This window comes from Pantoea sp. JZ2 (assembly GCF_035191405.1).
Taxonomy (GTDB): Bacteria; Pseudomonadota; Gammaproteobacteria; order Enterobacterales; family Enterobacteriaceae; genus Pantoea; species Pantoea stewartii.
Window position 1 is genome coordinate 1,818,027 of record NZ_CP045247.1, and the last position, 24,765, is coordinate 1,842,791.

The 24,765-nt window shown below is 52.7% G+C and carries 19 protein-coding genes; 17 read left to right on the plus strand and 2 right to left on the minus strand.

Going from position 1 to position 24,765, the window contains the following annotated elements; all coding sequences use genetic code 11:
* Window positions 1–5 precede the first annotated feature (5 nt).
* Window positions 6–617 (minus strand): phosphatase PAP2 family protein, encoded by a 612-nt coding sequence (locus tag GC087_RS08875; RefSeq protein WP_006119881.1) that lies wholly within the window; start codon window positions 615–617, stop codon window positions 6–8.
* Window positions 618–895: 278 nt separating this feature from the next.
* Here GC087_RS08875 and udk point away from each other — a divergent pair, with 278 nt between their 5' ends.
* The 3 genes from udk (at window position 896) to asmA (ending at window position 4,026) form a co-directional block, all read left to right on the plus strand.
* The gene (udk, locus tag GC087_RS08880; protein ID WP_006119880.1) at window positions 896–1,537 is read left to right on the plus strand and encodes a uridine kinase; all 642 of its coding nucleotides are present in this window, start codon (window positions 896–898) and stop codon (window positions 1,535–1,537) included.
* Window positions 1,538–1,621: 84 nt separating this feature from the next.
* Window positions 1,622–2,203, plus strand: a complete 582-nt coding sequence (gene dcd, locus GC087_RS08885; protein WP_006119878.1) for a dCTP deaminase — start codon at window positions 1,622–1,624, stop codon at window positions 2,201–2,203.
* 14 nt (window positions 2,204–2,217) lie between these two features.
* The gene (gene asmA / locus GC087_RS08890) at window positions 2,218–4,026 is read left to right on the plus strand and encodes an outer membrane assembly protein AsmA (protein WP_324030326.1); all 1,809 of its coding nucleotides are present in this window, start codon (window positions 2,218–2,220) and stop codon (window positions 4,024–4,026) included.
* A 24-nt stretch (window positions 4,027–4,050) separates the two neighbouring features.
* Here asmA and GC087_RS08895 read toward each other — a convergent pair whose 3' ends face one another.
* Window positions 4,051–5,622: a TerC family protein gene (locus GC087_RS08895; protein ID WP_054633470.1), complete on the minus strand. Its 1,572-nt coding sequence runs from the start codon at window positions 5,620–5,622 to the stop codon at window positions 4,051–4,053.
* Window positions 5,623–6,399: 777 nt separating this feature from the next.
* On the opposite strand from GC087_RS08895, the gene wbaP reads away from it, so the two are divergent.
* The 14 genes from wbaP (at window position 6,400) to galE (ending at window position 24,730) form a co-directional block, all read left to right on the plus strand.
* On the plus strand, window positions 6,400–7,833 hold the full coding sequence (gene wbaP / locus GC087_RS08905) for an undecaprenyl-phosphate galactose phosphotransferase WbaP (RefSeq protein ID WP_039338133.1): 1,434 nt from the start codon (window positions 6,400–6,402) through the stop codon (window positions 7,831–7,833).
* 274 nt (window positions 7,834–8,107) lie between these two features.
* Window positions 8,108–9,247, plus strand: a complete 1,140-nt coding sequence (locus GC087_RS08910) for a polysaccharide export protein (RefSeq protein WP_033740498.1) — start codon at window positions 8,108–8,110, stop codon at window positions 9,245–9,247.
* 9 nt (window positions 9,248–9,256) lie between these two features.
* The gene (locus GC087_RS08915) at window positions 9,257–9,691 is read left to right on the plus strand and encodes an arsenate reductase/protein-tyrosine-phosphatase family protein (RefSeq protein ID WP_006119871.1); all 435 of its coding nucleotides are present in this window, start codon (window positions 9,257–9,259) and stop codon (window positions 9,689–9,691) included.
* Between the two features lie 12 nt (window positions 9,692–9,703).
* Window positions 9,704–11,881 (plus strand): tyrosine-protein kinase Wzc, encoded by a 2,178-nt coding sequence (gene wzc, locus GC087_RS08920; RefSeq protein ID WP_033740496.1) that lies wholly within the window; start codon window positions 9,704–9,706, stop codon window positions 11,879–11,881.
* Window positions 11,882–12,127: 246 nt separating this feature from the next.
* On the plus strand, window positions 12,128–13,264 hold the full coding sequence (locus tag GC087_RS08925; RefSeq protein ID WP_324030328.1) for an EpsG family protein: 1,137 nt from the start codon (window positions 12,128–12,130) through the stop codon (window positions 13,262–13,264).
* A 128-nt stretch (window positions 13,265–13,392) separates the two neighbouring features.
* Entirely contained in the window at window positions 13,393–14,310 is a 918-nt protein-coding gene (locus tag GC087_RS08930) for a glycosyltransferase family 2 protein (protein WP_205952057.1), read from the plus strand.
* Window positions 14,311–14,391: 81 nt separating this feature from the next.
* A complete protein-coding gene (locus GC087_RS08935; RefSeq protein ID WP_006119867.1) occupies window positions 14,392–15,144 on the plus strand; it encodes a glycosyltransferase family 2 protein in 753 nt (250 codons plus the stop codon).
* Between the two features lie 46 nt (window positions 15,145–15,190).
* Complete coding sequence (locus tag GC087_RS08940) at window positions 15,191–16,225, plus strand: glycosyltransferase (protein WP_324030330.1); 1,035 nt, start codon at window positions 15,191–15,193, stop codon at window positions 16,223–16,225.
* 88 nt (window positions 16,226–16,313) lie between these two features.
* Window positions 16,314–18,524 carry a phage tailspike protein gene (locus GC087_RS08945; protein ID WP_033740488.1) on the plus strand — a complete coding sequence of 737 codons (2,211 nt, stop codon included), beginning with the start codon at window positions 16,314–16,316 and terminating at the stop codon, window positions 18,522–18,524.
* 150 nt (window positions 18,525–18,674) lie between these two features.
* On the plus strand, window positions 18,675–19,937 hold the full coding sequence (gene wcaK, locus GC087_RS08950; RefSeq protein WP_039338130.1) for a colanic acid biosynthesis pyruvyl transferase WcaK: 1,263 nt from the start codon (window positions 18,675–18,677) through the stop codon (window positions 19,935–19,937).
* Window positions 19,938–19,941: 4 nt separating this feature from the next.
* A complete protein-coding gene (locus GC087_RS08955) occupies window positions 19,942–21,165 on the plus strand; it encodes a glycosyltransferase (protein ID WP_006119862.1) in 1,224 nt (407 codons plus the stop codon).
* On the plus strand, window positions 21,162–22,502 hold the full coding sequence (locus tag GC087_RS08960; protein WP_033740483.1) for a lipopolysaccharide biosynthesis protein: 1,341 nt from the start codon (window positions 21,162–21,164) through the stop codon (window positions 22,500–22,502). The genes GC087_RS08955 and GC087_RS08960 overlap by 4 nt, the downstream gene beginning before the upstream one ends.
* A gap of 268 nt (window positions 22,503–22,770) precedes the next feature.
* Window positions 22,771–23,667: a UTP--glucose-1-phosphate uridylyltransferase GalF gene (gene galF, locus GC087_RS08965; RefSeq protein WP_006119858.1), complete on the plus strand. Its 897-nt coding sequence runs from the start codon at window positions 22,771–22,773 to the stop codon at window positions 23,665–23,667.
* A gap of 49 nt (window positions 23,668–23,716) precedes the next feature.
* On the plus strand, window positions 23,717–24,730 hold the full coding sequence (galE, locus tag GC087_RS08970; protein ID WP_033740479.1) for a UDP-glucose 4-epimerase GalE: 1,014 nt from the start codon (window positions 23,717–23,719) through the stop codon (window positions 24,728–24,730).
* The last annotated feature ends 35 nt before the right edge of the window (window positions 24,731–24,765 follow it).

Below are 24,765 nucleotides of genomic sequence, written 5' to 3' on the forward strand. Positions count from 1 at the left end.
CTTATTCAACGAAAAAGGTCGGCACGGGTATAGGGTTTTTCCAGGCCCGCGAGGCGGGCTGAAAAGTGCTCAAGAAACTGCTGCGTGGTGGCGATGCGTCCATGCCCCAGCAGCAGCACCGGCACCAGCAACGCGGCGGCAATCTGCGGCCAGCTAAACCCTTTTAATGCGGTTTCGCGTTGTGAAAGCAAAAAAGCTGTGCTCAGTGTAAAGCCTAACAGTAGTCCGGTCAGGACTTCGCTGAGGGAATGGGCATGGATGACGAGGCGGGAAAACCCCACCATTAAGGGGATCATATAGCCCACGCCAATGGCGAAACCGCGCCACAGGCTCGGCCAGCGTCCGGATATCAGCCAGAGCATCACGGGCCACAGGGTGGCAGACATGGCGCTGTGGCCGCTAAATCCGGTGAAGTTAAAACGGGCACTGCCAATGCCAAAGCCCAGAAAGAGAATTTTTGACAGGCTGACGACCAGCCCCGCCAGGCCAAAGGCAAAAAGCCAGTACCATACGGTGCGCCGGTTATCACTTTTCCACGGCAAAATCAGTGCAATAATCACCGCCGTGGGAATTAACAACATACTGTCACCAAAATAGGTGAGGGTCTTCCAGAGCATAGTTTTCCTTTATTTTTTTCGGGCCCCTGGCCCTTTTTGTTCAGGTTTGTAAGACCTGATACGTGCTGTGCATCGTCATGCTGTCTGAGAGGGCTAGTTTATCGATGAAATCATTCGAGTTAAAAGGGGAAAGTCTGAAAACCGGCCATGCCATTTCTCTGGCATCAAAAGACCGAAATCCCTATACTTAGCGCCAAATCACCCTCTCCGTTCAGCCCCATTAACTGGGTGCGCAGTTTGCGTACAGTTTCTGGCTCCAGTATCAGGTTTTTAAAAGTATGACTGACAAGTCCCATCAGTGCGTGATCGTTGGCATTGCAGGTGCATCCGCATCCGGTAAAAGTTTAATCGCCAGTACCCTGTATCGTGAAATTCGCGATCAGGTGGGTGATGAACACATCGGTGTTATTCCCGAAGATGCCTATTACAAAGATCAAAGTCACCTCACCATGGAAGAGAGGGTTAAGACCAATTATGACCATCCCAGCGCGATGGATCATGATTTGCTGTTACAGCACCTGCGCGCTGTCAAAGCAGGACAGGACATTGAACTGCCGGTTTACAGCTACGTTGAGCACACCCGCACGCAAGAGACGCTGCATCTCAAGCCCAAAAAAGTCATTATTCTTGAAGGCATTCTGTTGTTAACGGATGCGCGGTTACGCCAGGAACTGAATTTTTCAATTTTCGTCGATACGCCGCTGGATATTTGTCTGATGCGCCGAATGAAGCGCGACGTCAATGAACGCGGTCGCTCAATGGATTCCGTCATGAGTCAGTATCAGAAAACGGTACGCCCGATGTTTCTGCAGTTCATTGAACCGTCAAAACAGTACGCGGATATCATCGTGCCGCGCGGTGGTAAAAACCGCATCGCGATTGATATTCTGAAGGCCAAGATTAATCAGTTTTTCGAGTAGTTTACGTCTCAAAAGGCGTGACGCGAACAGGTTAAAAGCACAGATGCGCCCTGTTCGCTACACTTACTTCATGGAGTTACCGTAATGAGATTATGCGACCGCGATATTGAAGCCTGGCTCGACACTGGAAAACTGGCGATTACCCCACGGCCAACCGTGGAACATATCAATGGTGCAACAGTGGACGTGCGTTTGGGCAATCAGTTCCGGACGTTCAGCGGACATACCGCGCCGTTTATTGATTTAAGCGGCCCGAAGCACGAGGTCAGTGCTGCGCTGGATCGCGTCATGAGCGATGAGATCGTGTTGCCGGAAGGTGAGGCGTTCTTTCTGCATCCGGGCGAACTGGCGCTGGCGGTAACGCTGGAATCTGTCACGATTCCCGACGATCTGGTGGGCTGGCTCGACGGGCGTTCTTCACTTGCCCGCCTCGGGCTAATGGTTCACGTCACTGCGCACCGTATCGATCCGGGCTGGCAGGGCCGTATCGTGCTGGAGTTTTATAATTCAGGCAAACTGCCTCTGGCGTTGCGCCCTGGCATGTTGATTGGTGCGCTAAGCTTTGAACCGCTTTCCGGTCCGGCAGCGCGTCCCTATAATCGCCGGGAGAATGCAAAATATCGTGGCCAGCAGGGTGCTGATGCCAGTCGTATCGACAAAGATTAATTCATGAGGATGTGATGAGAAGAGTGATAACCACGCTGGCCATTCTACTGGTGGTGGTCGTAGCGGGATTAACGGCGTTGGTCATGCTGGTGAACCCTAACGACTTCCGTAGTTACATGGTGCAAGAGGTCGAACAGCGTAGCGGTTATCAACTCACTATCGATGGCGACCTGCGCTGGCATGTGTGGCCGAAACTCAGCATTCTCGCCGGACGGATGAGCCTGACGGCACCCGGAGCGGCGCAACCGGTTGTTTCTGCCGATAACATGCGTCTGGATGTTAATCTTCTGCCGTTACTTTCCCATCAGCTCAGCGTAAGCCAGGTGATGTTAAAAAATGCCATCGTGCGGGTCACGCCAGACAGCGCCGCGCGGGCACCTGAGAACGCGCCGCGCGCGCCCCACAACAGCGAACCCACCTCGTCTGCCGGCTGGTCGTTTGACATCGACAATCTGCAACTGTCCGACAGCCTGCTTATCTGGCAGCAGCCGGGCGGGGACGCCTTTACCTTCCGTAATCTTAATCTGGATATGGAGCAGGATCAGTCCAGAATCGCCACGATCGGCCTGACGACCATTCTGACCCGTAACCAACGCACCGCTGTCCTGACGCTGAAAGGGCAACTGGACAAATCACGCTATCCGCATCAGTTGAGCGGCCAGGTGGCGCAGGTCGACTATAACCTGACCGGAGCGAGCCTGCCGCCAGAGGGCATTAAAGGCACGCTGAGCTTTCAGGGCAACTGGGACCTGGATAAAAATCGTTTTGACGTGAGCAATCTTAAGCTGACCGCTAACGACAGCGTGCTCAGCGGGCGCGCTGAAGGCGAACTTACGCCGCCGCAAAAGCTGGCGCTGGATCTTCATGCCAGCGCACTCAATATGGACAATCTGTTGTTTATCTCGACCCTGACCCAGCAGATGAGTGGACAAAACAGTCAGATTGCCCCGGCACCGGTCATCGCGGACCAGCCTGAACCGACCAATGCAGACTCCCCGCTTAACGACATTGATCTTGATTTGTCGCTGCAGGCCGATAGCGCGGTCTGGCGTGGCCTGAACCTGACCAAACTCTCCCTCAAAGCGGTTAATCAACAGGGGCTGGTAACCTTCAGTACATTATCAGGCAATGTGGGGCAGGGGAGCTTCTCTGTACCGGGCAGTATCGACATTCGTCAGCCTGTTACGCAGGTCGCTTTTACGCCGGTGCTGAACCAGATAGCTATCCAGCCTTTATTAAAAGCGCTGGCCTTGCCGCCGTCGCTGCAGGGAACCCTGAGCCTTAAAGGTGAATTGTCGGGTGAAAATCTGACGCTTGCGGATGCAAAACGCAGCTGGCAGGGCAAGGCCGATATCCAGGCGCATGATCTGAAACTGGCCCAGCTCGACTTACAGCAAATGGTGCGCAGTGCCGTGGCACGTGTCAGCGACCGTGTCAGCAGTGATTCTCAGGCGTCCGGACAGGGCATTGAGCAGGTGAGCGGACAACTGGCCATGAAAAATGGGCTGCTGACGTTAAGTCATCTCGACGGTGGAGGGAAGGCGCTGACGCTGCGCGGCGAGGGGCGTATCAATCTGGTGCAGCAACAGCTGGATGTGACGCTGGGCCTGACACTGAGCGACTGGCGCGGCGACGAAAACCTGGTGGCCGCGCTGTCCGACCAGGTGATTCCGTTCCGTATTTATGGCAGTTGGGCTAATCCGCAATATACGCTGCCGGTAGATGATGTCATGCGTGACAGGCTACAGAATGAGGCAAAATCCCGCCTCAATCAGTGGCTCGATCGTCAACAGGCAAAAGACAAGAACAGTACGCACCCGTAATCACCGTCGGCAGCCGGCGCTGAATTACGCTTTCAGCGCCGCACCGTCGACGTGAGGTACAATCCCTACCTTCTGAATCCGATGCTGGTCGACCTGTAAAGTCCGTAGCCGGTATTCGCCAAGCTGAATCTCTTCGCCTTCCTGCGGCACATGTTGCAGGCGATCCATCATCAAACCTGCGATCGTGTGGTAATGCTGTGTGTTTTCTCGCGGCAGCGTGACGTAAAGGGCCAAATCGTCCAGTGGCATATGGCCATTGGCAATCCAGCCGCCTGCGCCGTCAGGCTGAATGTCGTGGCGCGCCTCTGAATCGGCTTCGTTCGGCAGATTGCCCGCAATCGCCTCCATTAAATCGCTCAGCGTCACCACGCCTTCTACCGACCCGAACTCATCGACCACAAACGCAAAATGCGTCTGTGCCTGGCGGAACTGCTCCAGCGCCTGTAACACCGTTATGCGCTCATGGAAGACCAGCGGCTGACGGATCAGGCTACGCAGATCCAGGGCATGCCGATGTAGCGACTGATGCAGCAGATCGTTAACATGGACAACACCAAGCGGTTCGTTACCGTTTTCGGTGATAACGATGCGCGTATGCTGATTGCGGTCAAGATCGGCCATAATGACGTCGGGGTCGTCGCTTAAATCAATGTGCTGAACATCATGGCGCGTGGTCATAATTGTGTCGATACGACGTTGCCCCAGTCCCATCACGCTGGCAATCATCACACGTTCCTGCCGGTTAAACAGGGCAACAGACTCACCGTCAGCCAGCATAGAAGCGGTTTGCGTATCCAGCTCGGCCTGTTCCGCTTCACCACGTAGCAGCCGCAGCACGGCTTCAGCTGTGCGCTGGCGAAGGGGCCGTCCGGCTGACAACACTTTACGGCGGTTAAACTGTGCCAGCTGATTCAGGGCTTCAATGACGACGGAGAAACCGATCGCGGCATACAGATAGCCCTTGGGAATCGCAAAACCAAACCCTTCCGCCACCAGACTGAAACCAATCATCAGCAAAAAGCTCAGACACAGAATTACGATGGTCGGATGGTTGTTAACAAAGCGCGTCAGCGGTTTACTGGCTAACAACATCAGTAAAATGGCGATAGTGACCGCCGCCATCATGATCGGCAGATCGTTGACCATCCCGACGGCGGTAATCACCGCATCCAGAGAAAAAATGGCATCCAGCACGACAATTTGTGCCACGACGGGCCAGAATTTAGCGCCGCCCTTTTGTTGAGTGTCCTCCGCATCGCTGCCTTCAAGTCGTGTGTTAAGTTCGGTGGTCGCTTTGAACAGCAAAAACAGCCCCCCGCACAACAGCAACAGATCACGCGCACTAAAGGCATGATGCGCGAAGGTGAATAAAGGTTGAGTCAGCGTTACCAGCCAGGAAAGCGAGGCTAACAGCAGCAGGCGACAAACCAGTGCCATGAGCAGACCAATAATGCGCGCGCGGTCGCGCAACGCCGCAGGCAGTTTCTCCACCAGGATAGCGATAAACACAAGGTTATCAATACCCAGCACCAGCTCCAGAACGATTAGCGTTACTAAACCTGCCCATAATGAGGGATCGGTCATTACCTCCAGCATGCGTTATTCACCTGAATGTCTAAAAATAAGCTTTGTCTGATGATAGTGGACAGACGGCGTCGGGACAAATAGCGGAATGACAGGCGCTTTACGCTTTATTTAGACACAGACCACTTTAATTACAGGCGAATTAATGGACGAAATGATTAATGCGGGAAGGACTGTAAGGGATAAAGGTTGCAGATTAATGTCACTACACTCGCCATTCAGAGGAATTTCTTATGCGATTAATCCTGGTGCCAACATGGAATAAATCTGATTTTTTTCTTCCCTGGCACCCAAAATGAGCGGCTTCAATACTTATTACTGGTAGTCTTTTTCCTAAAATAGTCCGGTGATGGCGGGGTCCACTTGTAAACAGGCCAGTAATAACTAGTATAGCAACGAGTTAGTTAACGCCTGCGTCTGAACCTGTAATTTGCGCAATCATCCGTCAGGGTAAGCAGCGGAATGTAAACGCATTCGGCAAGGGATGCGTTGTGCGCCTTCATTTGTGGCGCAGGGAGAACCCGAGGCTATCAAGGCGGTATTGGCACCGACAGCCAAGGGCGGTAGCGTGCCTGACTTGCCGCTGTGGTTTGATATTTAATCAGTCCTGTGTGGGTAAAGTCAGAGTAATCTGTTGGTATTGAGTACGGGATTATTGTTTTCATAGTCAATGACAATGGCGTAAATGCCGCAGGAGCTCCCCTCAGAAACGCTTCAGGCTCAACATCAGTACTGTTCACTTCAGGGTCTGGTCGTGGTGGGTTAAGGAAATAAAATAAAGAGTTAAATATGCGCGATAACCATTTTACGTTTAAAAGTCTTATCACCAAATTATTATTGGCTTGTTCTGATTTAATATGTTTCAACGCGGCATTATTTATCGCGATGATGCTAATTAATTTGACATCTCCGTCTCTTTTATCGGATATGTCTGACCGGGAATTAAATTTAAAAATTGCTACCCACATTTGCCTGTCAGTAATTTGCGTGGGCTGGTTCTGGGTCAGGCTGCGTCATTACACCTATCGCAAACCTTTCTGGTTCGAATTAAAAGAAATTTTTCGTACCATTCTTATTTTTTCCGTTATTGAACTGTCAATCACGGCACTGTCTCAGTGGCAGATGTCCCGTTTTGTCTGGCTGCTGACCTGGCTTATCACGCTGGTGATTATTCCTGTCTGTCGCTCCGTTTTTAAACGCGTCTTAAATAATTATGGCCTGTGGAAAAAACAGACCATCATTATCGGCAGCAGTAAAAATGCCCAGGAAGCGTGGGAAGCGCTGCAAAGTGAAGAAGTCATGGGATTCGATGTCATTGCCTTCTACGACGTTGACGGGACCTGCCCTCAGGACGTCATGTCGGGCGTTCCTGTTCTGCGCGACGAACAGGACGTATGGAAGCTGACCAATGCGGACACCCAGTTCATCGTGGCGGTGGAGTTCGAGCAAAGCCAGTACCGTGATATGTGGCTGAAATCACTGGCTATGCACAACTGTCGCTCCGTTTCTGTCATTCCGACGCTGCGCGGCGTACCGCTGTACGGTACCGATATGGCCTACATCTTCAGCCATGAAGTCATGATCCTGCGCGTGCAGAATAACCTGGCTAAGCGTACGTCACGCTTCCTGAAGCGCGTATTCGATATTGTTGGCGCACTATCTATCATCGTCATGCTGCTCCCCGCGCTGCTGGTGCTGGGTTTTCTGGTCGGCCGGGATGGCGGTCCACCGATTTATGGTCATGAGCGCGTGGGCATGAATGGCCGTAAATTCAAATGCCTGAAATTCCGTTCGATGGTGATCAACTCCAAAGAAGTGCTTGAGGAAGTGCTGCGTACCGATCCGGTCGCCCGTGCTGAGTGGGATAAAGATTTCAAACTTAAAAACGATCCACGCATTACCAAAGTCGGCCACTTCATTCGTAAAACCAGCCTGGATGAGCTGCCGCAACTGTGGAACGTCGTTCGGGGTGATATGAGTCTGGTAGGACCGCGTCCTGTCATCGAAGACGAGCTGGCACGCTACGCCGGTGACGTGGATTACTACCTGATGGCCAAACCCGGCATGACCGGACTGTGGCAGGTCAGTGGTCGTAACGACGTAGATTATGAAACGCGCGTCTATTTCGATTCCTGGTACGTGAAAAACTGGTCGTTGTGGAACGATATCGCCATTTTGTTCAAAACCGTCGGTGTCGTGCTTAAGCGTGATGGTGCTTATTAACCGCAGGAAAAAGGTGCCAGCCTCTCTCTGACAGCACACGACAGGGGAGCGGGTTGGTACATTTTTCTAAAAAAAAGCGGTACGGCATTGATAAACAGCCATGTTCTGCTTTGCTTTATTTCTTTCTGGGTAAAGCGCGTGATCGGTAAAAGACAGGAGCTAAGAATAATGAACGACATGTTCAGTGCCTGAGTCAGGATAGTTTACTTTTTTTGAGCGCTTACACAGCGGCGTACTTGCCTCTATCAAACATTAACTGATAGCGAAGATCTAAATGATTACAATGAAAATGAAGATGATACCTGTTTTGGTATCTGCCACGTTTATGGCCGGCTGTACCGTCGTGCCGGGGCAAAATTTATCCACTTCGGGAAAAGATGTCATTGAGCAGCAGGACAACAACTTTGACATCGACAAGTACGTTAACGTGTATCCGTTAACGCCGAGCCTGGTGGAAAGAATGCGTCCTAAGCCACTGGTAGCACAAGCCAACCCGTCACTGCAAAATGAGATTCAGAACTATGAATACCGTATCGGCATTGGTGATGTGCTCACCGTGACCGTATGGGATCACCCTGAACTCACCACGCCCGCTGGTCAGTACCGCAGTGCAAGCGACACCGGTAACTGGGTCCATTCAGATGGCACCATTTTCTACCCTTATATTGGTCGGGTCCGTGTCGCAGGCCGGACCGTAGGGGAAGTGCGTAATGAGATCGCGCGTCGCCTGGCACAGTACATCGAAAGTCCTCAGGTTGACGTCAGCATTGCTTCCTTTAAGTCACAGAAAACTTACGTAACCGGTGCGGTGACCACCTCAGGTCAACAGCCTATTACCAACGTTCCGCTTACTATCCTGGACGCAATTAACGCCGCGGGCGGACTTGCTGCGGACGCCGACTGGCGCAACGTGGTTCTGACGCATAATGGCCGTGAACAGCGCGTGTCATTGCAGGCGTTGATGCAGAATGGCGATCTGAGCCAAAACCATCTGCTTTATCCGGGTGACATTCTGTATGTGCCGCGCAACGACGATCTGAAAGTCTTCGTTATGGGTGAAGTGAAACAGCAGGCCACCCTGAAGATGGATCGCAGTGGCATGACGCTGGCGGAAGCGCTGGGCAATGCGGCGGGCATGGATCAGACTACGTCGGATGCGACCGGTGTCTTTGTTATCCGTCCGACACGCGGCACAGACCGCAACAAGATCGCCAATATTTACCAGTTGAACACCAAAGATGCTGCATCAATGGTGATGGGTACCGAATTCCAACTCGAACCTTACGATATCGTCTACGTGACCTCGACGCCGCTGACGCGTTGGAACCGCGTGATATCGCAGTTGATACCAACCATAGCCGGTGTTAACGATGCGACGCAGGCCGCACAACGCATCCGCAACTGGTCGAACTAAGGTTTCGCCATGATTAAGTCTGTGTTAGTCGTCTGCGTAGGCAACATCTGCCGCTCTCCTACCGGAGAGCGCCTGTTCAAACGTGCGCTGCCGCAACTCTCTGTCGCCTCAGCCGGTCTGGGTGCCCTCGTCGGGCACGCGGCGGATAAAACCGCCTCTGACGTCGCGGCCGATAACGGGTTGTCACTGGAAGGGCACGAGGCCCAACAGTTAACGGCCAACCTGTGTCGGGAATATGACCTGATTCTGGTGATGGAAAAGCGCCACATTGAACAGGTTAACCGCATTGACCCGGCAGCGCGTGGCAAAACGATGCTGCTTGGGCACTGGCTCGATCAGAAGGAAATTGCGGATCCGTACAGAAAAAGCCGTGAGGCCTTTGAAGAGGTTTACGGGTTACTGGAACACGCCACTCAGAAATGGGTCAGCGTTTTAAGCCGATAGTTGGGATTATCCATGAATAGTAAAAATAAAGTCATGACCGCGCCACGCGAGGAATCGAATGGATGGGATCTGGCACACCTTGTGGGACAGCTGATTGATCACCGGTGGGTGATCGTCGCTGTGACCGCTTTTTTCATGCTGGTGGCAACCCTTTACACCTTGTTTGCAACACCCATTTACAGCGCCGATGCGATGGTTCAGGTCGAGCAAAAGAACACCAGCACCGTTCTGAATGAACTGCAAACGCTGATGCCGACCACGCCTGCTTCTGACACTGAGATTCAGATTCTGGAATCACGCATGGTGCTGGGCAAAACCGTTCAGGACCTCGGTCTGGACGCTGTGGTCTCACAGAACTATTTCCCGGTTATCGGTAAAGGTCTGTCGCGCCTGATGGGCAATAAACCGGGCGAGGTCGCGGTTTCCCGTCTGGAGATCCCACGCACTATCGACAAACGCAGCGTTAAGCTGGAAGTGACCGGAAAAGACAGCTACACCGTTTCGGCTGACGGGGATGAGCTGTTTAAAGGAAAAGTCGGGCAGTTTGAAAAACACGGTGATGTGAGCATGCTGGTCAGCGATATCAATGCTGAACCCGGCACCACATTTACCGTCACCAAACTGAACGAGTTGCAGGCGATTAACAGCATCCTGTCTAACCTGACCGTCGCGGATAAAGGAAAAGATACTGGCGTGCTGGGCCTGCAGTATGTGGGTGAAGACCCGGATCAGATCAGTAAGGTGCTGAACCAGATCGTCAACAACTACCTGTTGCAGAACGTTCAGCGTAAATCTGAGCAGGCGGAGAAAAGCCTGGAGTTCCTGAAAACGCAACTGCCTGAAGTCCGTGCCAAACTGGATCAGGCTGAAGATAAGCTGAACGCCTTCCGCCGCGCGAATGAATCCGTTGACCTCTCACTGGAAGCGAAATCGGCACTGGATTCTTCCGTCAGCGTACAGAGCCAGCTTAACGAGCTGACCTTCCGTGAAGCCGAAGTGTCGCAGCTGTTTACCAAAGATCACCCGACCTATCGTGCGCTGCTTGAGAAGCGTAAAACGCTGGAAGATGAGCAGGCTGAGTTAAACAAGAAAATTGCGCAGATGCCGAAAACCCAGCAAGAGATTCTGCGTCTGACCCGCGATGTGCAGTCAGGCCAGGAAATCTACATGCAGCTGCTTAACCGTCAGCAAGAGCTGAGCATCAGCAAGGCCAGTACCGTGGGTGATGTTCGCATCATCGACCAGGCGGCCACCGCTAACGCACCGGTAGCACCGAAGAAGCTGTTGATTATCGCCGCCAGCTTTATCCTGGGCCTGATGGTTTCCGTGGGCGTGGTTCTGCTTAAAGCCCTGTTGCATCACGGCATCGAAAATCCAGAACAGCTGGAAGAGCTGGGCATGAACGTCTATGCCAGCGTACCGCTCTCCGACTGGCAGCGTAAGAAAGACACCGAAGCGCTGGCACGTCGTGGCCACAAGGTGAAAACCGATCCGCATGACACGCTGCTGGCGCTGGGTAACCCGACCGATCTGTCCATTGAAGCGATTCGTAGCCTGCGTACCAGCCTGCACTTCGCCATGATGGAGGCGAAAAACAACATCCTGATGATCACCGGGGCCAGCCCGGGCATTGGTAAAACCTTTATCTGTGTCAACCTGGCGACGCTGGTGGCTAAAGCCGGTCAGAAAGTGCTGTTTATCGACGGTGATATGCGCCGGGGTTATACCCACGAACTGCTGGGTGCCGATAACAAATCCGGGCTGTCAAACGTCCTCTCCGGCAAAACGGAGTTTAGCCCGGCCATGATTCAGCAGGGCGCGTACGGATTTGATTTCCTGCCACGTGGTCAGGTGCCGCCGAACCCGTCGGAGCTGTTAATGCATCGCCGTATGAGTGAACTGCTGGACTGGGCAAGCAAAAACTACGATCTGGTCCTGATTGATACACCGCCGATTCTGGCCGTTACCGACGCCTCCATTATCGGAAAACTGGCCGGTACGTCGCTGATGGTGGCGCGTTTCGAAACTAACACCACGAAAGAAGTGGATGTCAGCTTCAAACGCTTTGCCCAGAACGGTATCGAAATTAAAGGGGTGATTCTGAACGCCGTGGTACGCAAAGCCGCTAACTCTTATGGTTACGGCTACGACTACTACGACTACGAATACGGTAAACCCACGAAAAGCTAAGCGCTAAGTGAGAAGGGGCGGGTTTCACCGCCCCTTTTGATCGCTGGCTTGCGATGACGACACGCAACGATTTGCACAGATGATTCTGGATAGAACGCACAATAAGCGACGATCTCACGTCAATCATCAGAATTCATCATCAACATGCCCTGGTCTTTCACGCAGACCCGCTGAGACAGCCCCCTGGAAGGGCATCAGCGCTGGCCACTGTTGGCATGTGAACTTGTGGATTTAAGGAATCACACCATGGCTCCATATTGGTCAATATCAGGGTTTTTGCTGCTGCTTTCGCTGTTCGAAATCCTGGTTAAAAAAGACGAACGCACAAATTATGCTTTAACCTGGCTGCTCTGTATTGCTGCCATGATTTTGATTGTTTTCGGCGGTATTCGCGGTCTGGGCACCGGCATGGATGACTTTCAGTACCGGAGTTTCTTCGAGGACTTCGTACGACGCATCCAGATTAACGGCTTTTTTAATACCGTGGCTTTTTTCCGTTACGAACCGCTGATTTTCGCCATGGCCTGGCTGACCAGCCTGTTTTCGCACAATGCCAGCGTCTTTCTGTTTGTGTTTTGTGCCATTGCAGTTTCCATAAATACCTACTTCTTTAAGAAGATGTCACCCTATCCGGTGCTGGCGCTGGCGCTATATTCCGCGCACATCTTTATTAACAAAGACATAAACCAGATTCGCTTTGGCCTGAGCTCCGCGCTGTTCCTGGGTGTGCTGTGGTCCATTTACCTCAGGCGTTACTGGTGGGCATTTACCTTTTTTATTCTGTCCTTTATGAGCCACAACACCGCCGTTATGGTGGTGACGCTGGTGCCGTTCCTGTTTATTCGTGACTGGCGCTGGTGGCCGGTGGTTATCATTCTCTTCAGTCTGCCGCTCTCCGTTGTCGGCGGTTCCAGCTTTATCGCGCTGATTGCCGGTCATTTGGGGTCACTGGGTGAAAGGGCATCGGGCTATAACAATGACCCGTCCTACGCAATGGATGGCAGTATCCTGTCAGTCTCGAACCTGAAAAACATCATGCTGGTGTTTATCTTCTTCTATTTCATGCTGACGGAAGAGCTGAAGCGCGAAAATTACGCCCAGTACCGTCTTAACTATCTGCTGATTTTAAGTTTTGCTATCGGCGGGGCGATCAGGATCTTCCTGTACAACTTCCCGTCGGGTTCACGTCTGTCCAACTATTTGCAACAGGTCGAGCCGATTATCCTGACCTCGCTCATCTTTCAGGCCAGGCGCGTCTGGAAGCCCGCACTGTTTGGCATGCTGGTTTTCTTCCTGCTCTATTACCTCTACTACAACACCATTTCCACCAAACAGGCGGTTGTCGGCTACGAAGTGGCGCAGGAGTTTTGGTTGACTCGCTAATCAACCCGGCGATCGTCCTCCCGTGAAAGGCGTCACGCAGGGGCGGTTGCCAGTCAGAACACAGGTTTTTCTTCGACCTTTGTCGATTGAATTGTTTATTTTTGAACTATTTTAATGAGGTGCTGGCAATGAAGGACATTCGTTTCTCCATCGTAATTCCGGCTTATAACGCGTCAGAATCGATTGTCACGACGCTGGATTGCGTTAAAGCACAGACGTATCGTCATTTCGAGGTCATCATCGTTGATGACAAATCGGCGGATGCCGCCGCGCTCGCCGAGGTGGTTCGCAGCGAGCGTTACCAGGACCTGGACATCAACCTGGTGTTGTCAGAGGTCAAGCTGAATGGCGCAGGTGCGCGTAACAAAGGCATTGAACTGGCCACGGGCGACTATGTCAGCTTCCTGGATGCCGACGATGAATGGCACGCCGATAAGCTGCTGCAGGTCACAAAAAAAATTGCCGAACTTGAGGCGCAGGGCAAAGACAAGACCATTATCTTCAGTCAGGTGAATATCTATCAGGACGGCGCGTTCCTGAAAGTCATGCCAATGCAGCCGCCTGCTGAAAATGAAACGGTGGCGGAATATCTGTTCGGTTGTTATGGCTTCATTCAAACCAGCACGATTGTGCTGAAGCGTGAAGATGCCGCCAAAATTCAGTTCGATGCGCGCTTTATTCGCCATCAGGATTATGACTTCTGTATCCGTGCCGATCGGATGGGTTACCGGTTCGAGATGATTGACGCGCCGCTGGCTAATTATCATCTGGTGACCTCGTTCGGTTCAAAGCACAAAGGGGAATCGGTCAAATACTCCCTGTTCTGGCTGGATACCATGAAGCCGCACCTTACCGCGCGTGATATTCACACCTATAAAGCCTTTAAGCTGCCGCTGCGCTACAAAATGGACGGCAACGCCCTGATGGCGAGCGTGAGTTTTGCCCGCTATTTCTTGCTCACTAATAAAGACAATCGCACCTACTTCCTCAACCGCCTGAAAGACAAGCTGAAAGCGCGTTTTGGCGGTGAAAAGGCACTTTCCTGATTCTCTTAAATGTTGTGACGTTTCTGTGCTGCCGGAAGCCTCTCCCGGTCGCTCCGTCTTTTTATTTATTCAGGTATGAAAATGACTAATCACTCTGGTACCGTTGGCATCGTGATGCCTATGTATAATGCCCGCCAGACGGTATTACGCGCCGTGCAGTCCGTGTTAAATCAAACCTATCAGGACTGGCACCTCTATCTGATCAACGATAAATCCACCGATGACTCCCTCGCCTGGGTAACAGAACAGTGCCAGGATCCGCGTATTACGATTCTGGACAATGCCGTGAACATGGGCGCAGCCGAAACCCGCAATGTCGGCTTGCGCGCGGCCAAAGAAGAGATCATTGCTTTTCTGGACAGCGATGATGAATGGCACAGTGATAAACTGCGTCAGCAGATGCAGGCGATAGCCGATGGGGATAATCTGGTTATTACCGAATATCATTATAAAACCCGCAAAGCTGACCACGATATCCGCTACTCGAAGCCGTATTTACAGCAGGACAACTTCGTAAAAAAACAGTACCGTGTCTGCTTCTCTTCCGTGTGCTTTCGCCGTCCACCAGGCGGTATTTTTTTCCAGCGCAAAGGTCATGAAGACTTCCTTTTCCTCTACGAACTGTTTAGCCGTTATAAACAGGCCAGGATAATTCAGACAATTCTGGTGAATTATTATGAGCTAGGCGATTCTCTGTCGCGTAATAAAAATAAAGCCGCGAAATGGCACCTCGAACTATTAAGAATTATCTATAAAAACAATCCGTTAAAAATCTATTACTATTACGCCTGGTATATGGTGAACGGTGTGCTTTTTAGCCTGAAACACCGTTAAGCCGATCGGCAGGATTGTCTGTAAACTTTGAGGTGGATAACGTTTCATGAAAAAAATCGTCCTGGTGATCAAAGACGCTTACTCGTATGCCGGCACCGAGAATATCTGTAACTTTATGTCGGAATGCCTCGGTGATGAGCACGACGTCACCATTTACTCGCTGGAAGGGCACGGTCAGCCGTTTTACCCGTTTGAAAAGGTTAAGCGCATCGTCAGCTTTGAAGGGGAAAGTAACCCGATTAAAAGTGCGGTGGCACGTATCCAGCAGGAAGGCTTTGATACCGTGTTTTTGATCAGCATGGGCCGCCTGAGCGTGATGTTTGCGTTCTGGAATCTGATGACGTTTAAAAAGAAACGTTTCAAAGCCTATGCCTGTGAGCACGTGGCCATCAACTCCTTTAGCAAGCCCATTAAATTCCTCAAATTCCTGCTTCTGCGCTACTACGACCGCGTGATTGTGTTGACGGATAAAGATCATCAGGTCTTTCAGCGCTGGCACATTCCCAGCCAGACCATCCCCAACCCGGTCGTATACAAAGCCTGGCAACGCACCTTGCGTCATCGCCAGGCGCTGGCAGTCGGCCGTCTGGACAATCAAAAGGGTTTTGACCTGCTACTGGATATCTGGCGCGACTTTGCCAAAGCCCATCCAGACTGGACCCTGGTCATTGCCGGTGACGGCGAGCTGCGCCAGCAACTGCACGATCAGGCTGCCGTGCTGGGCATCACCTCCAGCGTGAAGTTCGTCGGCAAAGTCAGCAACATCAACGACTACTATCGCGACAGCGATATGGCGCTGATGACCTCGCGTTATGAAGGTTTACCGCTGGTTTTGCTGGAAGCCAAATCGTGGTCGTTGCCGGTGGTGGCGTATGACTGCCCGACGGGTCCTCAGGAGATCATCAATCACGGTGAAGACGGCTTCCTGGTGCCAATGAACAAGAAAAGCGAATTTCTGGCGCGGATGGAGCAACTGGCGAGCGATGATGCTTTGTTCTACGCCATGAGCGAAAAAACCCAACACACTGCGCTGAAATTTGACGGCAAACAGATTAAACAAAGCTGGCTGGCGCTGGTGTAAACGGGCTGGAGATGCTCATTTTTGCTGTGCCTCATGGGACACCTTTTATGGCTGAGTTTACAGCCTTCATGACGACGGGATTTACTGCATGAAAAGAAGAGAAGTCTTGCAAACCGCAGCCTCCGCCCTTGTCGGTGCGCTTTCCGTGAGCACGTTTTCCAGCTACGCCGCCAAAAATACGGGTCTGGCGCTGAAATCGGTTGATGCAACGGCGATCCCGAAAGGGGATGTTCCCATTCTTACCCCTGAAAATGTGTACGCCATGCCACCGCAGTTTTGGCAAAATTTTCAGGGGAAGCTGTGGATTGGCAAAGCAGGCAGCGATGCCCGCCAGCCCGGTAACCAGATTCCGGTCTTTTTGCGCGATGCCAACGGCAATCTGGCGCAAATCACCCAGCCGATTACGCTGAACAAAGGCAATTTTGATCAGTTCGTCAAAGACAATGCGGCGCTTATCGCTAATCCGTCGCACGCCATGGCGCTGGAGGACAGCAACGGACAGACCGTATTCAACATTCCGGATGTCAGTCAGCCGGGTCAGGCCGCTTTTAGTCAGCGTCTGGCGCAGCCTGCCGGTTATCAGCTCATCGGGGAAATTCCTTCTGTCGATGATCTGCGTAAAACGCGGCCGCTGTTTGAAGGGGCAAAGATTAAGCTGAAGAGCTGGCATCCCGGCCTGGAAGTAGGCGGGGGCGAGTTTGTTGGCAGTTTTCAACCCGCTCAGGACGATCAGGGCGTGATTTTCAGCGGCGACGGCTTTCACTGGCGCCGCGTGGTGGATGACTATAACCGGCTGTCGCTGTTTGACTTCGGCGCGATCGCCGACGGCAAAACCGACAGCGCGCCCGCCATTAAAGCCATGTATCAGTGGTCGCAACAGAGCGATCAGCCTATCTGTGTCCAGTTCCCGGCAGGCACCTTCTTCGTGACAGGCTGTGACTTTGGCGAAGAACAGCGTCGCTTTTTCCGTATCTCCGGGGCCATGGTTAACTTCGGCTACTTCCCGGCGACCACCATCGTTTCTGATGGTCAATCCCCGTTTGTGTTTGAGGTCAGCGCCCGCTGGGTGGAAATCTCCAACCTGATTTTCAATGGCAATACCGATACGAAGCCGAACAGGCAGGGCCTGTTCCGCAATACCTGTCCGGGAGGGCAATTCTTCCGGGGGGCCTGTCTGCGTTTCAACAACGTTGGTGGCACCGCGCTGAGCCTGCTGGATACGCTGGACTGTAAAATTGACCAGTGGTACGCCTCGGCCTGTACTGGTGATGTCATTCAGGCCGGCTGGTCAGGACAGAAGAAGGGCAACTGGGATCACAGCACGGCGATTGAGCTTTCCAACTTCAATGCGCAGCACTGTAAAGGTGGCAAGGTCCTGAATCTGCCGCGCTGCAGTCAGTCGCTGATTCATAACGGCTGGATTGAACACTGCGACAATCCCGGCGATATCTCCAATGGTCAGTGGATTATTGATGCGCTCAGTCTGGAAGATTGCAAAAACCCGCTTATCGCCTGGCACTCGCGCCTGAATACGCGCCAGACCAACCTGCAGTCGGGGAGCTGGATTGATAACTCAGAGCAGGGCGATCGCTGGTTAAGCGCCTGGGAGATGGGATCGACCCGCGTTGAATCCTACGGCGTCGCGATTGATGGCAGCCTGAAATACAACTATCTCACTTCGCGCTGGTTGCTGGAAAACAACACCAGTCAGCCCGTGTGGTACGAACTGGCTAACCTTTATTCTCCTACTGTCGGTGACTCGTGGGAAATCGAGGTCTTCGGCCAGTCGCAGTTTAACAACGGCACGGACAGCGAACCGCTGATGAATCTGATCGACGGCAGAAACACCGGTGGTCGCGCGGTGATTCATGTACAGCGTAAGAAAGATCATGCTGAAGCCAGCTGGTCAGCGGAAGGCAGCAGCCCGGTGCTGGACGTGCGTTACGTGGCGAAAACCGACACCGATACACAGGTCTTTATCAGGCTGGCAGGCTGGACGCCTTCTGCTGCCATCATGATTAAAAGCACCGCGAAGGACCGTTTTGTGACCGGCCGCTGCGCGCGGGTCGATGCCAAAATGGCTAAAGCCACGCCCGACAGTGGCAGCCATGCTGCACCGCAGCGCTTTAGTCTGCACAACGGCAAAGCGGGCGTCGGCGCAAATGAGCAAGGCGATCTCCTGCTGGCTTCCCGCGCGCTGTCGGCTGACAACGTGGATACCCGTAAACCAGAAGGTTTCGTGTCGGTGGTCATTAACGGTAAAACCGTTGCCTTGCCCTATTTTGCCATTAAAGCGTAATTGAGAGAGGGCTGCCCTTAGCGGCAGCCAGGGCCAACAGGATCTGGGCTGTTGGCGTGCACGTTATTGCTGTTTTTTATCAGTGTTCATTTTGCCCGTTTCGGAACTGGGCGGTTGTCAGAATTAGAAAAAATTTAATTCGGAGTTTTTATGAAAATTTTATTGGTGGGTAACCATACCTGTGGGAATCGTGGGGATGGCGCGATTCTGCGTGGACTGATTGATTCAATTCAGGCCGCGCGCAACGATGTCGATATTGATGTGATTAGCCGTTATCCAACCAGCTCCGGTTATCTGCTTCAGCAACATATTCAGCAGGACAAGCTGTTCCTGCATAACAACTCCTCGGGGAAGGGCCTGATTGGCTCGGTCAAACGTAAGGTAGCGAACCGCCTGATGCCCAACATCATGATGGCACACCTGGGTAAGGGCGGTCCTTACAAGTCATTTTCCGTGCCGCCGCACCTTAAAGCCTTTACGGAAAGCCTGAAGGATTATGATGCCATCATTCAGGTAGGTGGCTCATTCTTTGTCGACCTCTATGGCGTAACGCAGTTTGACCATGCGCTTTGTGCTCTGTTAGCTAAAAAACCTATTTACCTGATTGGTCACTCGGTCGGTCCGTTCCAGAATGCGCGCACCAACCAACTGGCAAATTTTGTGTTTGATCGGGTGGACAAGCTTATTCTGCGTGAATCGGTCAGTCTGGATCTGATGAAGCGGGATGGCGTTACCAGCTCGAAAGTGGTGGCCGGTGTGGATACCGCGTTTCTGGTTCGTGCCCGTGAAGTGGAAAACCCCAGCCATAGCCTGCAACACTGGCAGAGCGTGATCCGCGCGCGTAAAACCATTGCCATCACGGTACGCGAACTGGCCCCCTTTGATAAGCGTTTGGGCGTCACGCAGCAAGACTATGAAGCCGCATTTGGCCGGGTGATTAACGCGATGATCGCGAGCGGTTATCAGGTCGTCGCCCTGTCTACCTGCACCGGTATCGACAGCTACGCCAAAGATGACCGCATGGTCGCGCTGACCCTGCGTGACCACGTGCAACAGTCTGAGCATTATCACGTCGTGATGGACGAGTTTAATGACCTGGAACTGGGTGTGCTGCTCAGCGAGTGTCATCTCACCATTGGTACCCGTCTGCACTCTGCCATTATCTCGATGAACTTCGGCACGCCTGCCGTAGCGATTAACTATGAGCACAAATCCATGGGCGTCATGAATCAGTTAGGCCTGCCGCAGATGGCGACCGATGTGCAGAGCCTGATGGACGGTTCCCTGATCGATAAGGTGCAGAGCGTCCTGGCCGACTACGACGCGATCAAGCAAAACGTTGCTGCTGCCGTGGCGCACGAAAGGGAAGTGGGTAACCGAATCACTGAAGAGATTCTAAACGTAATAGGATGATGTGATGAAACTGACTTTTTTCACGATGCGTTTCCCGGTTGCCTCTGAAACATTTGTTCTGAACCAGGTCACTCATTTTATTGATGCGGGCTATGACGTTGAGATTATCTCGGTATTTCCAGGTGATCTGGTCAACCGGCATGGCGCGTTTGATGAGTACGGCCTGGCAGCAAAAACGCACTACCTGCTGCCAGAAGAAAAAGTGTCGCTGACGGACAAGCTGGGACAACGCCTGAAACTGGTTTTGCCTAAAATCACCCGGGCATCCTTATTACGTTCGCTTAACGTGCGCCGCTATGGCGCACAGTCAAGCAAACTGCTGCTTCCCGCCATTGTCGCCAATGCGCGTCAGACCTATGAAGCGGATGTGTTCCTGGTGCACTTCGGCTATGCCGGTGCGCTGGCAAATAAACTCCGCGAACTGGGTATTCTGAAGGGCAAACAGGCCACCGTTTTCCACGGCGCGGATATTTCGCGTCGTCACATTCTTGACGAGCACAAGCAGGATTACCGCAACCTGTTTCAGCAGAGCGAGCTGATGCTACCGATCAGCCATCTGTGGCAAAACAAGTTGATCGAAATGGGCTGCCCGCCCGAAAAGATTCACGTGACCCGTATGGGCATCGAGCCAGAGAAATTCAACTTCCAGCCGCGCGACGGTTTTCACACGCCGCTGCGTATCGTGTCCGTCGCCCGCCTGACAGAGAAGAAAGGCCTGGATGTCGCGGTCAAAGCCAGCGCCATGCTTAAGCAGCGCGGCGGTCAGTTCCAGTACACGATTATTGGTAACGGCGATCAGGACAAGATGATGCGTGACTTCATTGCGAACGAAGCGATGCAGGATTGCGTCACCATGCCAGGTTTTAAACCGCAGGAGGAGATTCGTAAGGCGCTGAGCGATGCCGATATCTTCCTGCTGCCGTCGAAAACCGCCGCCGATGGCGACATGGAAGGTATTCCTGTCGCGCTGATGGAGGCGATGGCGGTCGGGCTGCCGGTGGTCTCCACCTTCCACAGCGGTATTCCTGAACTTATCGAAAACAACGTTTCCGGCTGGCTGGTCAAAGAAGATGACGCTGACGCGCTGGCCGACACCTTACTGAAACTGTCCCAGGGCGAGGTAGACGTTGCCCCCGTTGTTGCGGCCGCCAGACAGAAAGTGGAAACCGAGTTTAATCAGCATATCGCCTACCGCGAGCTGGCACAGATTCTGGAGCGAATGGTTTGAGTGGAATAAAGTCACAGGCGATTTGGTTGTTTGGCAGCACCTGTTTTTCAGCCGTACTGCAGGTCGCGCAACTGAGTTTTCTCGCCCGTAAACTCGAAACCCATGAACTGGGGCTGCTGGCCATTATCAACGCCATTCTGGCGGTGGCGGGCGTCCTGCAGGACATGGGAATGAGCAGCTATCTGGTTCACCGCCAGGACATCACGCGCCGTGAGCAGAGCACGATCTATTGGGTTAACGTCGGCATTAGTTTCTGTACCGGCCTGGTTATGCTGGGCATTGCTTTCCCGGTTGCCTGGTTCTATCACCTTCCGGCGTTAACCGGACTGATTATGCTGACCAGTCTCAACTTCCTGGTGCTCGGTCATCTGTCTCAGTATCAGGCGCACTATATCAAAACCAAACGCATGGTTTCGCTGGCGAAAATTGAGATGGGCACGAAGCTGTTCGCCTTTCTGTGTGTTGTCGCCATGCTGGAGTTTACGTCGCTCACCGTCGCAGCAGCGATTCTGGGCCTGTTTATCAATGCGTTCACTCGTATTTTGTGCATGATTGCGCTTGGAGAGAAGTCCTGGCGGCCTACGCTGGAGTTCGACAAACAGACCTTTTTTAACGCGGTACGCTACGGAATTTACCAGCTCGGTTCGCAGACGATTAACCAGTTACGCACCCAGGCCGATGCGCTGGTGGTGGGGAAAGTGATGGGCGCTGACATGCTCGGTGTTTACTCACTGGCGAAAGAGCTGGTGCTACAACCGCTCAAGCTGGTGTCGCCCGTGATTAACCGCCTGGCGCTGCCGCGCTTTGCCGAGAAGCAGCACGATCCAGAGCAGTTGAAGAAACTGTTCCTCAAGGGCACGCTGGTGATTATGTTGTTCAGCAGCGCGATGTATCTGGCTATTGGTATTTTGTCACCCGTCATTGTTCGCGTGCTGTATGGTGCCTCACATGAGCAGGTTTACCATCTCATTCCGTTGATGCTGCTGTTTGGCATGCTGCGGCCGATGGGCGGTCTGACTGGTGCTATTTCCCAGGCTAACGGTCGCACCAACGTGGAGTTCTACTGGAACATCGTCGCGAGTCTGGTGGTGGTGGCGGTGCTGGCCACGACCTTTATCTGGCCGAACGTCCTCTATGTCGCGCTGACGCTGTCGATTTCGCAGGTGTTAATTTCCGCCCTGGCGCATCCGTTCTTTATTAAACCGGTCATTGGCATTCGTTTTATACCCTATGCCCGACAGTGGGTGTCGGTCTCCGTGCTGTTTGCGGGACTGATGCTGCTGGTCAATCACTTCAACCTTTTCGTGATGCCGGAATGGTTTGAACAGTGGCTGTAAGTGTCATTATCACGGGCGGCTTCGGGTCGCCCGTGTCGTTTTATGGCTGGCCTTAAAAAGGGCAAAGGGCGTTGCATTCGGACCGCCAGAGACTCGCTTGTCTGCGGGATTGCGCTTTATTTCCAAACGGCGAAAACCCAGGGAAAATCCCGAATTTGTAAGATTTCACAGCGAGTTAGTGTGGGCTTTTCAGATAAAGATTATACTTCCTTTTCCGGTCCATCCGGCATAATTGACGCATGTCTTCACTTCATTAGATGGAATAAATATGACCAAGCTTAAAGCAGTAATCCCGGTTGCGGGTCTCGGCATGCATATGCTTCCGGCGACCAAAGCCATTCCGAAAGAGATGCTGCCTGTTGTGGACAAGCCAATGATTCAATACATCGTTGACGAGTGCGTAGCTGCAGGTATTAAAGAGATTGTGCTGGTCACCCATGCGTCCAAAAATGCGGTGGAAAACCACTTCGATACAACGTACGAACTTGAAGCGTTGCTTGAAGCGCGCGTGAAGCGCCAACTGTTGAGTGAAGTACAGTCAATTTGTCCGCCAGGCGTGACCATCATGAACGTACGTCAGGCGCAGCCACTGGGTCTGGGACACTCCATCCTCTGTGCCCGTCCGATGATCGGCGATAACCCGTTCGTTGTCGTTCTGCCTGATGTCCTGCTGGACGATTCTACCGCTGACCATTTACGTTATAATCTGGCGGCCATGGTGGCGCGTTTTGAAGAGACCGGTCATAGCCAGGTTCTGGCGAAGCATCTGACCGATTATGACCTGTCAGAATACTCGGTGATCACGACGGAACAACCGCTGGAAAACCCGGGCGACGTCAGCACCATCAGTAACTTCGTTGAGAAACCAGAGCATCCGGCTGAGTTAAACTCAGACCTGGCGGCGGTAGGGCGCTACGTCCTCTCTGCCGATATCTGGCCAGAACTGGAACGCACCGAACCGGGCGCATGGGGACGTATTCAGTTAACGGATGCGATTGCCAGCCTGAGCAAGAAAAAAACGGTCGATGTGTCCCTGATGACCGGGCACAGCTTTGACTGTGGACGCAAGTTGGGTTACATGCAGGCATTTGTCTCGTACGGTTTACGAAACAATGCGCAGGGCCGTGATTTCCGCGAAGCGATCAAGCATATTCTGGCGAAGTAATCACTGTATAATTCGCCGCGGTTAACGCGGCAGAAAGGGAGAAGTTGAGATGGCAATTTTGGTTACAGGCGGCGCGGGTTACATCGGCTCTCATACCGTACTGGCGCTGCTGGAGCGCGGTGACGACGTCGTCGTCCTGGATAATCTGTGCAATGCCTCGCGTGAGGCGATTAACCGTGTTGAGAAACTCGCCGGCAAGAAAGCCACCTTTATTGAAGGTGATGTCCTTGACCGCGCCTGCCTGCGCGATCTGTTTGCCTCTCACCGTATTTCTGCCGTGATTCACTTCGCCGCACTTAAAGCGGTGGGTGAATCCACGCGTATGCCGCTGGAATATTACGAAAATAACGTTGCCGGTACCGTTGTTCTGCTGGAAGAAATGCGTAACGCCGGCGTCTGGAACTTCATTTTCAGTTCCTCTGCCACCGTTTACGGCGCTAACGCGCCGGTACCTTACGTTGAAACTACCCCGATTGGGGGGACGACCAGCCCGTACGGCACCTCCAAGCTGATGGTCGAATTCATTATCCGTGATTTTGCCAAAGCTGAGCCGAAGTTCAAAACCATTGCGCTTCGCTACTTCAATCCGGTTGGCGCGCATGAATCGGGTGAGATCGGTGAAGATCCGTCAGGCATTCCAAACAACCTGCTGCCCTACATTGCCCAGGTCGCTATCGGTCGTCTGGATAAACTCGGTGTGTTTGGCGGTGACTATGATACGCCAGACGGCACCTGCCTGCGTGACTACATTCATGTCGTTGACCTGGCGGAAGGCCACCTTAAAGCGCTGGATCATCTGGACAAAATTGAAGGTTATAAAGCCTACAACCTGGGTGGTGGCAAAGGCTTCTCCGTACTGGAGATGATCAAAGCCTTTGAAAAAGCCTCGGGCAAACCGATTCCGTATGAAATCAAACCACGTCGCGATGGCGATCTGCCGGCGTTCTGGGCGGATGCGTCGCTGGCGAACCGTGAACTGGACTGGCGTGTGACACGGGGGATTGACGCGATGATGCGCGATACGTGGAACTGGCAGTCGAAAAATCCGGAAGGGTTTCGTTAATATTACTCATTAGCATTTGTAAAATCCCATATCGT